Annotated in this window: 12 protein-coding genes and 1 tRNA gene; 10 read left to right on the top strand and 3 right to left on the bottom strand. The window is 34.6% G+C overall.

Going from position 1 to position 15,834, the window contains the following annotated elements:
- Positions 1 to 5 precede the first annotated feature (5 nt).
- From guaA to rimI, 4 genes are all read left to right on the top strand, one after another.
- The gene (gene guaA / locus KO527_RS07135) at positions 6 to 1,583 is read left to right on the top strand and encodes a glutamine-hydrolyzing GMP synthase (protein WP_216039642.1); all 1,578 of its coding nucleotides are present in this window, start codon (positions 6 to 8) and stop codon (positions 1,581 to 1,583) included.
- A 237-nt stretch (positions 1,584 to 1,820) separates the two neighbouring features.
- A tRNA-Trp gene (locus tag KO527_RS07140) sits at positions 1,821 to 1,897 on the top strand.
- A 95-nt stretch (positions 1,898 to 1,992) separates the two neighbouring features.
- Positions 1,993 to 2,328: a hypothetical protein gene (locus KO527_RS07145; RefSeq protein ID WP_216039643.1), complete on the top strand. Its 336-nt coding sequence runs from the start codon at positions 1,993 to 1,995 to the stop codon at positions 2,326 to 2,328.
- Entirely contained in the window at positions 2,325 to 2,777 is a 453-nt protein-coding gene (gene rimI, locus KO527_RS07150; protein WP_216039644.1) for a ribosomal protein S18-alanine N-acetyltransferase, read from the top strand. Before KO527_RS07145 ends, rimI begins: the two co-directional genes overlap by 4 nt.
- Before the next feature lie 22 nt (positions 2,778 to 2,799).
- Here the strand turns inward: rimI and KO527_RS07155 are convergent, their stop codons facing one another.
- Complete coding sequence (locus tag KO527_RS07155) at positions 2,800 to 5,445, bottom strand: hybrid sensor histidine kinase/response regulator (protein WP_216039645.1); 2,646 nt, start codon at positions 5,443 to 5,445, stop codon at positions 2,800 to 2,802.
- 177 nt (positions 5,446 to 5,622) lie between these two features.
- Between KO527_RS07155 and KO527_RS07160 the strand changes: the two genes are divergently transcribed.
- Positions 5,623 to 6,123 (top strand): YfiR family protein, encoded by a 501-nt coding sequence (locus KO527_RS07160; protein ID WP_216039646.1) that lies wholly within the window; start codon positions 5,623 to 5,625, stop codon positions 6,121 to 6,123.
- A gap of 123 nt (positions 6,124 to 6,246) precedes the next feature.
- On the opposite strand, the gene KO527_RS07165 is transcribed toward KO527_RS07160, so the two are convergent.
- Complete coding sequence (locus tag KO527_RS07165) at positions 6,247 to 8,532, bottom strand: TonB-dependent receptor (protein WP_216039647.1); 2,286 nt, start codon at positions 8,530 to 8,532, stop codon at positions 6,247 to 6,249.
- A 189-nt stretch (positions 8,533 to 8,721) separates the two neighbouring features.
- Here KO527_RS07165 and prfC point away from each other — a divergent pair, with 189 nt between their 5' ends.
- From prfC to KO527_RS07185, 4 genes are all read left to right on the top strand, one after another.
- Positions 8,722 to 10,305, top strand: a complete 1,584-nt coding sequence (gene prfC / locus KO527_RS07170; protein ID WP_216039648.1) for a peptide chain release factor 3 — start codon at positions 8,722 to 8,724, stop codon at positions 10,303 to 10,305.
- A 186-nt stretch (positions 10,306 to 10,491) separates the two neighbouring features.
- Positions 10,492 to 12,234 carry an arginine--tRNA ligase gene (gene argS, locus KO527_RS07175; protein ID WP_216039649.1) on the top strand — a complete coding sequence of 581 codons (1,743 nt, stop codon included), beginning with the start codon at positions 10,492 to 10,494 and terminating at the stop codon, positions 12,232 to 12,234.
- A gap of 426 nt (positions 12,235 to 12,660) precedes the next feature.
- The gene (pdxH, locus tag KO527_RS07180) at positions 12,661 to 13,299 is read left to right on the top strand and encodes a pyridoxamine 5'-phosphate oxidase (RefSeq protein ID WP_216039650.1); all 639 of its coding nucleotides are present in this window, start codon (positions 12,661 to 12,663) and stop codon (positions 13,297 to 13,299) included.
- A gap of 13 nt (positions 13,300 to 13,312) precedes the next feature.
- Entirely contained in the window at positions 13,313 to 14,101 is a 789-nt protein-coding gene (locus KO527_RS07185) for a TatD family hydrolase (RefSeq protein ID WP_252733518.1), read from the top strand.
- A gap of 4 nt (positions 14,102 to 14,105) precedes the next feature.
- Here KO527_RS07185 and KO527_RS07190 read toward each other — a convergent pair whose 3' ends face one another.
- Positions 14,106 to 14,717 carry an AhpA/YtjB family protein gene (locus KO527_RS07190; RefSeq protein WP_216039651.1) on the bottom strand — a complete coding sequence of 204 codons (612 nt, stop codon included), beginning with the start codon at positions 14,715 to 14,717 and terminating at the stop codon, positions 14,106 to 14,108.
- Positions 14,718 to 14,809: 92 nt separating this feature from the next.
- On the opposite strand from KO527_RS07190, the gene serB reads away from it, so the two are divergent.
- Positions 14,810 to 15,823, top strand: coding sequence for a phosphoserine phosphatase SerB (gene serB, locus KO527_RS07195; RefSeq protein ID WP_216039652.1), 1,014 nt, complete (start codon positions 14,810 to 14,812; stop codon positions 15,821 to 15,823).
- Positions 15,824 to 15,834 lie beyond the last annotated feature (11 nt).

Genomic DNA, 15,834 nt, shown 5'->3' on the forward strand with positions numbered 1-15,834 from the left:
TATTCATGAGCAAAAACATACACGATTCACGTATCCTAATTTTAGATTTCGGTTCTCAATACACGCAATTAATTGCACGTAAAATACGTGAAATTGGTGTTTACTGTGAACTTTGGGCATGGGATGTTACTGAAGAGCAAATTAAAGAATTTAATCCTCAAGGTATCATATTATCTGGTGGTCCTGAGTCGACTACATTAGAAGGTAGTCCACGTGCACCTGAATATGTATTTAATGCAGGTGTGCCAGTATTGGGTGTATGTTACGGCATGCAAACAATGGCAAAACAACTTGGCGGTAAAGTTGAAAGCTCAGATAAAAAAGAGTTTGGTTACGCACAAGTAGAAAACATTGCACATTCTAACCTAATGGAAAATATTGAAGATCATTTATCAGACAATGGTAATGGTTTATTAGATGTGTGGATGAGCCATGGCGATAAAGTAATTGAAATTCCAAGTGATTTTACAACAATTGCACAAACAGATACTTGTCCTCATGCAATTATGGCTAATGATGAAAAACGTTTCTACGGCATTCAATTCCACCCAGAAGTAACACATACAAAACAAGGCTTACGTATTTTAGAACGTTTTGCGATTGATATTTGTGGTTGTGAAAAATTATGGACGCCAGCAACAATTATTGAAGACGCTGTTGCGCGTATGAAAGAGCAAGTTGGCGATGATGAAGTAATTCTTGGTTTATCGGGTGGTGTTGATTCATCAGTTGTTGCTATGTTATTAAATCGTGCTATTGGCGATAAACTAACATGTGTATTTGTTGATAACGGTCTACTTCGTTTAAACGAAGGTCAGCAAGTGATGGAAATGTTTGGTGATCACTTTGGTTTAAATATTATTAAAGTGGATGCTGAAGCGCAGTTCTTAAAAGATCTTGAAGGTTTATCAGATCCAGAACTTAAGCGTAAAGCCATTGGCCATACATTTATTGATATTTTTGATGCTGAATCTAAAAAGCTCAAAAATGCAAAATGGTTAGCACAAGGTACTATTTACCCTGACGTTATCGAATCAGCTGCATCAGCTACTGGTAAAGCACATGTAATTAAATCACATCATAACGTAGGTGGCTTACCTGATGATATGGAAATGGGTTTAGTTGAGCCTTTACGTGAGTTATTTAAAGATGAAGTACGTAAAATTGGTTTAGAGCTAGGTTTACCATATGACATGCTTTACCGTCATCCTTTCCCTGGACCTGGTTTAGGTGTACGTGTTCTTGGCGAAATCAAAAAAGAATACTGTGACTTATTACGTCGTGCAGATGCAATCTTCATTGAAGAATTACATAAAGCTGAGCTATACCATAAAGTAAGCCAAGCATTTACCGTATTTTTACCAGTTAAATCTGTTGGTGTTATGGGCGATGCACGTAAATATGATTGGGTTGTATCACTACGTTGTGTTGAAACAATCGATTTCATGACAGCGCGTTGGTCACATTTACCATATGATTTCTTAGGTTTAGTTTCAAATAGAATCATAAATGAAATTGATGGTATTTCGCGAGTTGTTTATGATATTTCTGGAAAGCCACCTGCAACAATAGAGTGGGAATAATTTAAATTATTTAAAAATAGCTTAAATATTTTTTAAAACGCGGCTTTTTAGTCGCGTTTTTTGTTTTTAATAATTTTATTAAAAATAAAACATTAATTAAATTTAACTGTTTTATTGGTTTTATAGAGATAATTGATGGCTAAATAATCGTTGTGTTTAATTACTAAGCGGTTAATTAAAAAAGTGAAAAAAGTACTTTACCTTTAAAGTTATCTCCCTATAATACGACGTCATTGCAGGGGCGTAGTTCCAATTGGTAGAACAGCGGTCTCCAAAACCGATGGTTGGGAGTTCGAGTCTCTCCGCCCCTGCCACTTCTTTTTTATATCTTAGCTTTACCTTAAATTACAAATTCCTTAAAATACTTTATCTTCAATTTTGTTTTTAGCTTTTAGACTGGAAATTTTAAATGCACTTAAATTATGCCGATATTTTTGGTGTCGAATCATTAAGTTTAAATAAACACTTTTCAAAGCTAATAGACAGTGATGAACAAAGTAACTTTGATGCACCTTTTAATATGCCTGAACAACTTCAAAGGGATTTGATTAAAACGATCGAATCGCTCAATGATGATAATAACCAGGCGTATTGTTTAGTCGCCCAAGAAAAGGCCGGTTATGAAATATTACAAACCGATGTTTTGAGTATTTCAATTTGTTTTGAAGGTTTAAGCATTGAACATAAAAAACAGCTATGGCTGGCATTAACCAATACTCTAAAAATTAGCAGTGACGCTCTATGACACAAATACAAGCACTAACAGAGGCCTGCATTGATTCTATGATGTTAATAGAACAATCTTGCCATACTCACCCAATGACGCACAAAAACATGCTGTCGTGCTTTGGCGGGCGCTATTTTAGTAAAGGACTATATATCGCTGATACCTTAGTTGGTTTTTATATGGCTGAGATGGCAGGTCCAGATTTTACTTTAATGGATATTTGCATTGCACCTCAGTATCAAGGTAAAGGGTATGCTAAATTATTAATCGCAAACCTGATTGAAGAAGCCAATAATCGTAGTGCTGAAAGTATATTCTTAGAAGTCAGAGTCAGTAACCTCAGTGCAATTTCACTCTATGAAAAATGTGGTTTTAATGAGATGGGAATAAGAAAAGATTATTATCCTGCAGATAATGGACGTGAAGATGGTAAATTAATGGGCTTAGTGCTGTTCTCTTTTAGTTAAATAATAGATCTGTTTAATAAAGTTATGCACTTTGGTTTATAGAATGTATTAGCTTATCAAAACTATGCTGTACATTATCATACTCTTGTTGTTTTAAATTCATTTCTAACGTAGAAGCCGCATCGCTAATCGCCATAAAACCAAAACAGCCGGAGCTGCCTTTAATGTTATGTGACAAGTCTTTTAGTTTTTCCCACTGTTGGGCGTCGTGAAATGATTCAAGATCAGTTACAAGGCCTGGCAATTTACTTTTATAAGTCTCATTTAATTTTGTAAATTCATTGTTAGCTAAAATATCATCCCACTTTTGATTACTTATTTTTTGTAAGCTCAGATATTTTTCAAGTGTAAATTCAAGTGCTTTTTTATCAATTGGTTTGGCTAACGCTTCATTACAGCCTGCTTCAATATAGGTTTCTACATCATGTTTCATTACATTTGCAGTCAAAGCGATGATAGGGCCATCGTAGGCCGTATGCCTTAGCATTTGAGTGGCTTCTTGGCCTCCCATAACGGGCATTTGCATATCCATTAGGATCAAGTCGTAATCGTTAGTTAAAGCCATTTCAACGGCTTCTGAACCATTGTTGGCAAACTCTGGATTTAACCCCCAATGTTCAAGTAATAGCCTTATTAATTCTTGATTATCTAAGTTATCTTCTGCGACTAGAATTCTTGCATCATAATGTGCTGATTCAATTGGTTGTTTTATTATTTTAATCGGGTTTAAATCTACTGTTGATTCTAATAATTTAATATCGGTATTTTGGTTGTTTGTTGCAATAGTAAGAGAAAACCGACTGCCTATCCCTTTTTCACTGGCGACTTCAACATCCCCGCCTAATAAGTGAGCCAGATTTTTAGAGATGCATAGACCTAAACCTGTTCCACCAAATTTTCTTGTGGTGCTTGAATCAGCTTGTTCAAAAGGTTTAAAAATTCTTTCAAGTTCATTTTTAGACATGCCGATACCTGAATCGGTAATAACAAATTTGAGCTTTTCAATATTGGGAATATATTCAATAGCAAGGCTTACATAACCTTGTTCAGTAAACTTTACGCCATTAGTACAAATGTTGAGTAATACTTGTTTAAGTCGCGTGATATCGCTTTTGATTGTTCTAGGTAAAGGGAAGCTATAGTCAATTCTAAATTCTAAGTTTTTGCTGTTAGCTAATACATTGATAACGGAATTAACATCTTCAATAAGTTGTGCTAAATCACATTCTTGTTGTTCTATTTCTAATTTTTCGGCCTCAATTTTAGAAAGATCTAAAATATTATTTATCAGCTCCAATAGATGTTTTGAATTTCTTAATACTGTATTTAAATGATTATCTTGAATATGGTGAACCTCTTTTACAAGCATTTGTTCAGTAAAACCGATAATCGCGGTAAGCGGGGTGCGAATTTCATGGCTCATATTTGCTAAAAATCGACTTTTCAGCTCGCTTGCCTGTTTTGCTTGATCTATAGCATGTTCAAGTTGATGATTCATTTTTGCTAGGGCTTCAGTTCTGGCATGAACTTTATCTTCAAGATGTTCCTTATAGTCTTCTAATTGACCTTGGTAATGTCTGATCTGATTAACCATGTGATTAAAGTCGTGAAATAATGCGCCCATTTCATCTTTACTAACAATCGGTAAACGTACTTTTAGATCGCCATCTCCGACTCTTTGACTAGCTTTACCTAATTGCGCTAAAGGCGTTAACAATAATGTTCTGACAACGATAAAAATTAATATAGGCAATAAAACAACAGAAATAAGTACGATTAATGCAGTGATCAGACTAATAGTCTTGCCTGATTCATACAAAGTATCTTTAGGGATTGAAGACGCATAATAAGAGCCATCATTCATTTGGTATGAATATAACATGCGAGATTTTTGATCTATGCTACTTATTTTTAATGGGATAAGATGCTCGCCTTTTGCTGCAAGCTTAATTTTTCTTAATTCATATTCAGTTAAAAATATACCGCGTTTTGAAAAGTCAGAACTAAATAATATTTTGCCTTCATTATTTATAATAAGGTTAAGTGTATGCTCATAAGGCGCATCTAAAATGCTCGCATTAATCACTGATGGGTCTAAATGCAATATTAAATAGGCTAATAGTTTGGGGCTTTCTAAATGAAACTGTGATTTAAAAATGGGTTTTACAAAGTAAATTGATGTTATGCCATTTTCAGATTGCTGCATAAACTGCATTCTAGAGAGGTTATTTTTTTTAAAATATTTAGTAAAGGGATATTTTTTTGGTTCAGCAAAGAGGTCGCTAGAATAAAAAGCTAAACTTTTTTCTTCTAAGGTTATTAAGTCAATACTTAATATATCAGGGTATGCATCTGTATAACTGGCAAAAACATCTAATAGGGCGCCAATGCGAGCGGTATTATTAGAAGGTTCATTTGAGTCTGTCTCTATAAATTGACTTAAAACGGGTGAATTAGATAAAAGATCTGTTGCAGAGTGAAATACTTCTATGTAATTGAAAATGTTTTGCTGTTGTTGCTGAACAAAGTGACTCACAATTATATCAGCTTGTTTTTCTGTAGATTGGGTTACATTGGATAATGTGAACCCACCTAAAAAAAGTAAAGGAATAATCACAAGAGGCGTTACATACCAAAGTAACTTAATGCTCAACTTGCTTTCAATCATTATTTATTCTTCCTTTCCTTATTTTTTGGTAAATAGTTGCTACTTTTTATTTATAACATCTGGTGGATTATAATTAAATAGATTAATCTATTTGTAGTATTAGTTTATTTTAATAAAGGACTTATTTTAAATAATAGCATGATCTACAGTTTACAAAGCAAGGAGAAAGTAACAAGGATGAATAAGTGGCGTTTGGGCACTTATGCATTTGTGTTTGCTATTTTTTCTTTTTCGCTTCGTGCAACTGAGCTGCCAGCAAGCCTTCAAGTTGTTTTAATATCTAAAATCCTGTCTTTTGAACACTCTAGCAGCCATAAAAAACAAGTATCTATTTTTGTGCTCGGTTCGCCGAAGATATATCAAGCATTTAATAAACTCAAAATTAAAAATTATGGTGAAATTAGTATAAACCAATTAGAAATAGGCGCTAGTTTACCAAAAAAATCCTTTAATATAATTTATGTTGGCGATGAAACAAAAATAGAAGCCGCTGTGAGGTATGCTGCACAAAATAATGCTTTATTAGTTGCACCAAATACCCAATGGGTAAAAAAAGGAATAACCGTCGCGATAGGCACAAAGGATGGTCGACCACATTTTTATATTAACTTAGCGACAAGTGCTGCTTCAGGGTTAAAGTGGGATCAGAAAATCTTAAAAGTCGCCGAAATATACTAATACTATTAATTCTCTGGCATGGCTAGAATTGTAAAATTAAGCTCTGAATGCTCATTTGGTTGTCGCATTGGTATATGTAAAATAGAACAAGCGGATCCATTAAGTTTAATTTAAAAACGCTAACTAAAATTTCACTCTTATTTTTGCTTCTATCACGCGACCTGGTTGCGGATGATAAGGGGGAATGAATCCTAGAGGGTTAGCGTTATTTAGTGGGTCATATCGGGATATATCACTACTACCATCTTGCCTACCAACCCCTAGATATTTTTCATCGAATAAGTTTTTAATTTCAATCGAAGGTGTCAGTGTTAATTCACCAATATTAAAGTTTTTATAACTCACTAATAAGTTGGCTACATGATAATTAGGTACATTTTTAGTGAAGTAACTATTAATTTCAGGTGCTTGCCTATCAAGAACATGATTGAACCTTAAATTGATATTTAATTTGTCGTTTAAAGTTAAATAATTTAAGCCCCAATTGATCTTGTTCTTTGCAATATGTGCTAAAGGATTGTTATGGCAAGCATGTTTACCATCGGTATATTGATAATTTAAATATAGTGATAAAGAATGACTTGGTCGCCACTGGCTATCCAAAGAAAAACCATATGTATCAGTATGATCTCGATTCATATATCCGCTACCACTATCTGAGTTATCAATTTTTAAAGTGATGATATCAGTTTGTTGGCTGAAGAAAACGGATGCTTTTAAGCTGGCATCAAAATCATTTGAATTAGATGCCAATTGACTGACTATTTCATAGGTTTTTATTTTTTCCGGTTGTAAATCATGATTGCCTCTAAATTCATCATTTAGCTCAAAAATAGAGGGCTCTCTAAATGCTTCACCATATAAAAATTTAATACGCCAATCTGCTTTTTCGATATACTCATCTGCATTATAAGTTAAAGCAACTCTTGGGTTTGTTGTTGAATCATGCTCATCACTTATGTCATGTCTTAAACCTAATGTGTAATCAATATTGGTTGTAAGTGTGTTTTGATATTGAATATAAATTGCTTTTTCATCTACTTTATTGACTTGCGCATATTCATATTGATTTAAGCCATTTCCCTTTAATGCTTGTAGCCAAGATGAATGAGTACCTTGGTTGTTTACATCTTGATAAGCACCGAGAGAAACAACTTGCTCCATTTTATCAGAGCTTTGCAGTCTGTAACCAAGTAATAGGTTTTGCTTGGGGTTAATTTGCCATTCTAGTTGTTGCTCAAAACCTGTTTGCGAACTTACGCTATGGTAACTTTTAACTAAATCCACAAACCTGTAACTATATTGAAAACCCGTATCGGGTAGTTGTTTGTTTTGTCGATACCAAAGTTTATTGATAAGTGAAATGTTTGAATTTATGTTGTAATCAGCATCTATATTAAATGATTGTGCACTATGGTGTTTTTTATAACTTGAAGCCCGAGTTTGATATTCAAAGCCAGCAATATAGTTACCAAGCCCTTGCTTTTGATCCCAAAGCGACATGCCTAAAGCGAATTGTGTAAAGCCGTTTTTGACGGTTTGTTTAGGTCGCCAAACAGCTTTACCTCTTAAAGCCCATTCTGTACTCTGATTATTATAACCAAGTTGTTGATTGGTTCCTGCGTATGGATTTGGGCTATCACTAATAAAGTTACCTTGCTCATCATAGTTATAAGTAATATGTGTAGGCCAAGGTAGTGAAGAAAAATATCCAGCTGGATCTGCACGATCTAGTCCAGAGTCACCATCTGTTTCGTAAAGCCTACCAGATGCTTGTAAATATAGCTCACTAAATTGATGGTCAACAATAAAGCTATTTGAGCGAGTATTATTTTCACCTATGGTAGATAAAAATTGGTCGCCAATTTCATTGTCTGATTGCGCTGTAATAAAGTGGATGATACCAGAATAAGCATTGGCACCATATGTTGCAGAACCTGGGCCTTGAATAATTTCTATTCGTTTTAAATCGACAAAAATTTGTTGATTATCCCAAGGCTGAGACCAATTAAATGCAATATGATTTTGTACAATACCATCAACTAAAATAAGTAATTGCACATTTCCAGGAGATCCGCCAATACCACGGTTGATGCTATGTGTTGTATATTCACCCGCATTCGATTCTCCTGTCGCAAAATCAAAACCAGGTACATCTTTTAATACTTCAACTAAATTTTCGTAACCGCGCTGTTCAATGGTATTAGCTGTAACTACAGTGATATTGGCTGGTGCATCAAGTATTTTTTGACTTTTCCGACTGGCACTGACCACTTCTAAGTTAAGTAACTCATTTAATGATAACGATTGTAATTTATCTATATTGTAAATATTAGCTTCACCCCCATTCGCATGAAGTTGATTGGAGGTAAATAATAAAACTAATATGGATAAGTACGAGTATTTCATCAATAAATTAAATAACTTGATAGATGATTCTAACTTAGCATAAAAATGTTAATAAGTTTACGCAAATGAGGAAATTATTTTCATTTTATATTTTTTTATAATTCGCTATTTTCTCTGCAAAAAGCAATTTGTTTTTGCTATAATCGGGTCCATTTTTTTATTCTATTAATTCTGAGATTGGCGGTTTAAATGTCCAGTGTTCCAACTGAGGTAGCGAAAAGACGCACCTTCGCGATTATTTCGCATCCTGATGCCGGTAAAACGACTATTACTGAAAAAGTTCTTTTATTCGGAAACGCTTTACAAAAAGCCGGTACAGTAAAAGGGCGCGGCTCTAATCAACATGCTAAATCTGATTGGATGGAAATGGAAAAAGAGCGTGGTATCTCTGTTACTACTTCTGTAATGCAATTTCCATATAACGATCGTTTAGTTAATTTACTAGATACTCCTGGACATGAAGATTTCTCGGAAGATACTTATCGTACATTAACTGCTGTTGATTCATGTTTAATGGTCATTGATGCGGCTAAAGGTGTAGAAGATCGTACTCGTAAATTAATGGAAGTAACACGTTTACGTACAACACCAATTGTTACTTTCATGAATAAATGTGACCGTGATACACGTGATCCAATGGAAGTATTAGATGAAGTAGAACATGAGCTTAAAATTGCTTGTGCTCCAGTTACTTGGCCAATTGGTTGTGGTAAAGAGTTTAAAGGTGTTTATCACATACATCGTGATGAAACGATTCTTTATCAAACAGGTCAAGGTCATACTATTCAAGAAGTACGTATTATTAAAGGTTTAGACAATTCCGACCTTGATGCTGAAATTGGTGAAGACCTAGCTGAAAGTTTACGTGAAGAGCTAGAACTTGTAATTGGTGCTTCACATGAATTTGATCAAGAACTATTTTTAAAAGGTGAATTATCACCTGTTTACTTTGGTACTGCATTAGGTAACTTTGGTGTAGATCATATGTTAGATGGTTTAACAAAATGGGCACCGGAGCCATTATCTCGTCAAACAGCTGAACGTGAAGTTGAAGCAAAAGAAGAAAAGTTCTCAGGCTTTGTATTTAAAATACAAGCTAATATGGATCCAAAACATCGTGACCGCATTGCATTTATGCGTATTGTATCGGGCAAATATAGCCAAGGTATGAAAATGGATCATGTTCGTTTAGGTAAAAAAGTAAGCATCTCAGATGCGGTAACGTTTATGGCTGGTGATCGTGCTCGTGCAGAAGAGGCTTTTGCAGGTGATATTATCGGTTTACATAATCACGGTACCATTCAAATTGGTGATACTTTTACGCAAGGTGAAAAGTTGAAATTCAGTGGCATACCTAACTTCGCACCGGAATTATTCCGTCGTATTCGTTTAAAAGATCCGTTAAAGCAAAAACAACTTCTTAAAGGGCTTATTCAGTTATCTGAAGAAGGTGCTGTTCAAGTATTTAGGCCTTTGATCAGTAATGACCTCATTGTTGGTGCCGTTGGTGTACTACAGTTTGATGTTGTTGTTGCACGCTTAAAATCAGAATATAACGTTGATGCTATTTACGAGAGTGTTAATGTCGCAACTGCACGTTGGGTTACATGTGATGATGAGAAAAAACTTGCAGAATTTAAGCGTAAATGTGAAGTGAACTTATCGTTAGATGGCGGTGGTAACTTGTCTTATGTTGCACCTAGTATGGTTAATTTGAACCTATCTAGAGAGCGTTATCCAGATGTTGAGTTCCATCAGACACGTGAACACTAATTTTTCGGCTCATAAATGATGATGGCTGCATTGCCATCATGTTTTTCGATAGTCATTTAGTGGACTAAACTCCCATCGAAAAACATTCTGCGGCTTTGCCCTAATCATTTATGAATTGAAAAAGATTTATTTGATAAAAATAAGATGATGAATCATCTTAAATCGAAAGAATTTAAAGAGATAAAAATGAATATTCGTCAATTATTAGTAGAAAGAGCTCTAGTGGCTATGGATGCTGCTGGCTTACCTGAAGGTTCAAATCCAGCAGTAACACAAAGCACACGCCCACAATTTGGTGATTACCAAATAAATGGCGCGATGGGCGCGGCAAAAAAATTAAAAACTAATCCACGTGAATTAGCACAGAAAATTATTGATAACTTATCAGTAGATGATATTGCTGCAAAAATTGAAATTGCAGGACCTGGTTTTATCAATATTCATTTAAAACCTGAGTTTTTATCTGAAAAATTAGTTGCTGCAAATACTGATGAAAAATTAGGTGTAGTAGAACATAAAGATGATAAAAAAGTTGTTGTAGATTATTCATCTCCTAACTTAGCCAAAGAAATGCACGTTGGCCATTTACGTTCAACTATAATAGGCGATTCAGTTGTTCGTGCGCTTGAGTTCAGAGGTGATACTGTTGTTCGCCAAAACCACATGGGTGATTGGGGTACGCAATTTGGTATGCTAATCGCGCATTTAGAAGATTTATTAGAGCAAGGAATTGATTTAGAATCAGTGGCATTAGCTGATTTAGAAAGCTTCTACCGAGATTCTAAAACGCGCTTTGATGATGAAGAAGGTTTTGCTGATCGTGCACGTGGTTACGTAGTTAAATTACAAAGTGGAGATGCGCATTGTAATAAACTATGGAAGTTATTCATTGATACTTCAGTTAAACATTCTAATGAAGTTTACCAAAAGTTAAATGTAACTCTAAAGCCTGAACATATTATGGCTGAGAGTGCTTACAATGGTGAATTAAACAATATTATCACCTTGTTAAAAGATAAAAATATTGCACAAGAATCACAAGGTGCACAAGTTGTATTCCTTGATGAATTAGCAAATAAAGATGGCGAACCATCAGTATTTATCGTGCAAAAATCAGGTGGTGGTTTTTTATATGCAACAACTGATTTAGCGGCATGTGATTATCGTTCAAACAAGTTAATGGCAGATCGTATTTTAATTTTTGTAGATGCACGCCAAAGCTTACACTTCAATCAAGTAGAGTTAGCGGCGCGTAAAGCAGATTTATTACGAGAAGAAACAAGCTATGAATTTTGTCCATTTGGCACTATGATGGGTGCTGATGGTAAACCGTTTAAAACACGTACTGGCGGCACTGTTAAGCTAGCTGATTTATTAGAAGAAGCTATCACTCGTGCAACAGCTAAACTAGCTGAGCGTGAATCGGATATGTCAGAAGAAGAACGTAACGAAGTAGCACGTAAAGTAGGTATCGGCGCAGTTAAATACGCTGACTTATCTAAAAACCGTACGAGCGATTACATCTTCAACTGGGATACGATGTTAAGCTTTGAAGGTGCAACAGCACCTTACTTACAATACGCTTATACACGTGTTCGTAGTATCTTCCGTAAAGCAGATGTTGATACTGCTACTTTTAGTGCGGATATAATTATTAATGAGCCTCAAGAAAAAGCATTAGCACTAAAACTTCTTCAACTAGAAGAAGTATTAGATCAAATGATCAATGATGCAACACCACATGTTTTATGTGCTTATTTATACGAATTATCTAGCCTTTACATGACATTCTATGAAGCATGCCCTGTACTTAAAGAAGGTGTAGAAACTGAAGTTAAAGAAAGTCGTTTAGTACTGTGTAATTTAGTTGCTAAAACACTTGCTAAGGGTTTAGATTTACTCGGCATAGAAGTAATGGAACAAATGTAACCTACTGCTTATATTTCGTTTTAACGGCGTTAAATTTAGCTTTCAACCGAATCATATAGAAAACGTATGCTCATCGGATTGAAAGCTAAATTAGCCTTGTTAATTCCTCATATAATTGTAGGCAGGCAAGGTATCAGATTTATTTATGCGTCTGCTCATAAGGATAAGGTATTTAAATGCCTCGTCTAAACTCAAATAGTTTGAAAAATACCAGATGTATGTTCATCGGCTAAATCAGAAAAGAGTCTCGGACTGCTTAAATAGTTTAAAAATTTGATTGTTATTATTTGAAAAGCTTTCAACGATTTTGTTGGAAGCTTTTTTGTTTTCGAAATAGCATTAAATTTTTAAATTCTAATTTAAAAAATAAGGTATTATTACACCATTAACATAAAGAGTCCGTATTAAACCTACACTGGATCAAAGATGAAATTAGAAGATATTAGAAGAGAATATTTAAAAGACGGTTTAAGTAGAGATCTATTGGCTAATGATCCTATTTCACAGTTTGAATCATGGTTAAAGCAAGCTGTTGATGCAGAGCTTGCTGATCCAACAGCTATGGTAGTGGCAACAGTTGATGAAAATGGTCAGCCTTCTCAACGTATCGTTTTATTAAAGCATTTAGATGAAAATGGCTTTGTCTTTTTTACCAATACAGAATCTAGAAAAGCGCAAGAACTCGCACAAAACAATCAAGTGTGCTTACATTTTCCTTGGCATAATTTAGAGAGACAAGTCATTGTTTATGGTAAAGCCGTGCCATTGTCAAAAATGGCTGTTACTAAATACTTTTTATCGCGACCAAAAGAGAGTCAAATCGCTGCTTGGGCTTCAGCGCAAAGCCGTCCAGTTTCATCAAGAAATATATTGATGGAAAAATTCTCGCAAGTTAAAAGTAAATTTGCACAAGGTGAAGTACCACTGCCTTCATTTTGGGGCGGATATTGTATTGAACCGCATAAAGTTGAGTTTTGGCAGGGCGGTGCGAATCGTTTGCATGATAGATTTATGTATCAAAAGCAATCCGATAGTACATGGCAAGTTGAACGTTTAAATCCTTAATATATGAAACTAAATGATGCCTGAAGATCAATTTTTTGATTCACATTGCCATATAGACTTTTCTGAGTTTGATGGCAATCGAGAAGTGCTATTACAGCAAGCTCTAAATTCAGGTATCAATAAAATGTTAGTGCCGGGGATCACGTTGGAACAATCAAAACATCTCTTGGGCTCACAGTTAGCAAAGTTAAAGTTGCCTCAGCTATATTATGCAATTGGATTACACCCCTATTTTTTATCTGAACATCAAACTGATCATATTGAAGCACTCGAACAACTTTATATATTAAATCGTGATAAAGTCGTTGCGATAGGAGAGTGTGGAATTGACAGCAGTATCAGCGATATAGAAAAACAAAAACAGATTTTTATAGCGCATATTCACTTAGCAAATAAATACCAATTGTCTTTGATTGTGCATCACAGGCAGAGTCATCATCTAATAGCTCAAGCTTTTAAGCAAAATCAACCTAAATTTGGTGGTGTGATACACGCTTTTAGTGGCAGTCTACAACAAGCAAAGACATATATTAAAATGGGTTTTAAAATTGGTGTTGGGGGAGTGATCACTTATCAAAGAGCTAAAAAAACACGAAACACCATTAGTCAGTTACCATTAAAATCTTTATTACTTGAAACAGATGCCCCTTCTATGCCTATAAGTGGCATGCAAGGTGAAATAAATACACCCATTGCTTTAATTACTATTTTTGAGCAGTTAGCATCGCTTAGAGATGAAAATAAAGATGAAATAGCCAAGCAGCTTTATAAAAATAGCCTAAGTACTTTTAATTTAAACTAATTGATTATTGTTTTAAAATCTTTTTTGTATAGCGATTAACTTGCCAGCGTTTAATCGTTCGTGCCGCTAACCAAGTTAAGATGCAGCTTAAAATTAGCATTAAACCTATTTGTCTGCCTAATTGATGAAAATGGTTATGTCCTTCATTCATTGCAGCGCGAGATAAATACGTTATTCTTACAAATCCTATGCGATTCTTGCCATCAAACATAGGTTGAATGACAGGTGATGATAGCTTTGAGATCCCAGGCATAGCATTAGGTTGTTTTAAATATTCTTGATATAAAACACTTCCCTCACTTTGAATAATTAAAGTGCCATGTTTATCAAAAATTGACGCTGAAACAATAAAAGGGTCTTTTACCATATTGTTTACTATTGATTTTAATTGCTTGGTTTGGTTGCTATTTATTGCATCGCTTGCAGAATAAGACATTTGCAAGGCTAAGCTTCTTGCGGTGTGATGAGTTTGTTTGGCGATGATTTCGTGGCTATCAAAACTTGAAGTTAAACCCAAATTAATCAGTAAAAATAAACAGATAAGCGTAAGCGCCAAGCGAGAGACTCGTTGATATATTGTTGCTATGGCTGGGTTGTTAAGTTGTTTTTTTTTCATATTGCTCACTATGTTGCAGACATTCTCTCTATTTCTTGGTAAAAATGCAAATACTTAACTTATGTATAAAAGTGCATTACTTGGAGCTATAAATGTCATCTTATAATTTGTCTGAAACTCAAGGCAAAAAACTATCATCAATATTAAAATTAGATCAATGGTTTAGGTTATCTATCAGAGAGTCAATTATAACTGAAAATGCACTACAGCCGTGTTCACAAATGAATTATTTATTGGCATTTGGTTGTGAAATAACTACATCTCACATAAATAAAATTACAGATTTTTTAAAATCAAAAAAAATAGATGATGCAAATATTTGTTATTTTCAACCAGATCCTAAACTAGAGCCCGCTTTGGTGATTCAGTGTCAATTTGATATTGCTCACTTAAAACCTCTAATAGCAGCGCTTTCACAAGTACTTTCTTGCCAACTCGCTGTATTTGATGATGCTCCAAAAATAACACAACCAGGCTTGCTAGTAATGGATATGGATTCAACCGCAATTACAATTGAATGCATTGATGAAATTGCGCGATTAGCTAATGTATATGAAGAAGTCGCTTCTGTTACTGCACAAGCTATGAGCGGCGCCTTAGAGTTCAGTGATAGCTTGAAGTTAAGAGTATCAAAACTTGAAGGCATAGAGTTAAAATTAATTGAAAAGTTAAAACAACAGCTGCCATTAATGCCAGGTGTTTTAGATTTATGTGAATATCTAAAATCAAAAGGCTGGACATTAGCAATTGCTTCAGGTGGTTTTATTCCTTTTGCTGAGCGTGTTCAGCAGCTAATAGGCTTAGATTTTATTCATGCAAATGAACTTGAAGTCAAAGATGATAAATTAACAGGCAATGTATTAGGTGTAATTGTAGATGCGCAAGAAAAAGCTAATTTTTTGAATAAAATGGCTAACGAGCTAAAAATAGATATAAAGCAAACATTAGCGATGGGTGATGGCGCAAATGATTTAAAAATGATGTCTGCTGCAGGTTTGGGTATTGCGGTACATGGTAAACCTACAGTGGTTAAAGAGGCTGATGTTGCAATAAATGACGGTTCATTACTTCAGGTTGCATATTTTATTTCAATACCAAACAGATAGAGTCAATAAGC

The organism is Pseudoalteromonas sp. C2R02 (genome assembly GCF_018860845.1).
Taxonomy (GTDB): domain Bacteria; phylum Pseudomonadota; class Gammaproteobacteria; order Enterobacterales; family Alteromonadaceae; genus Pseudoalteromonas.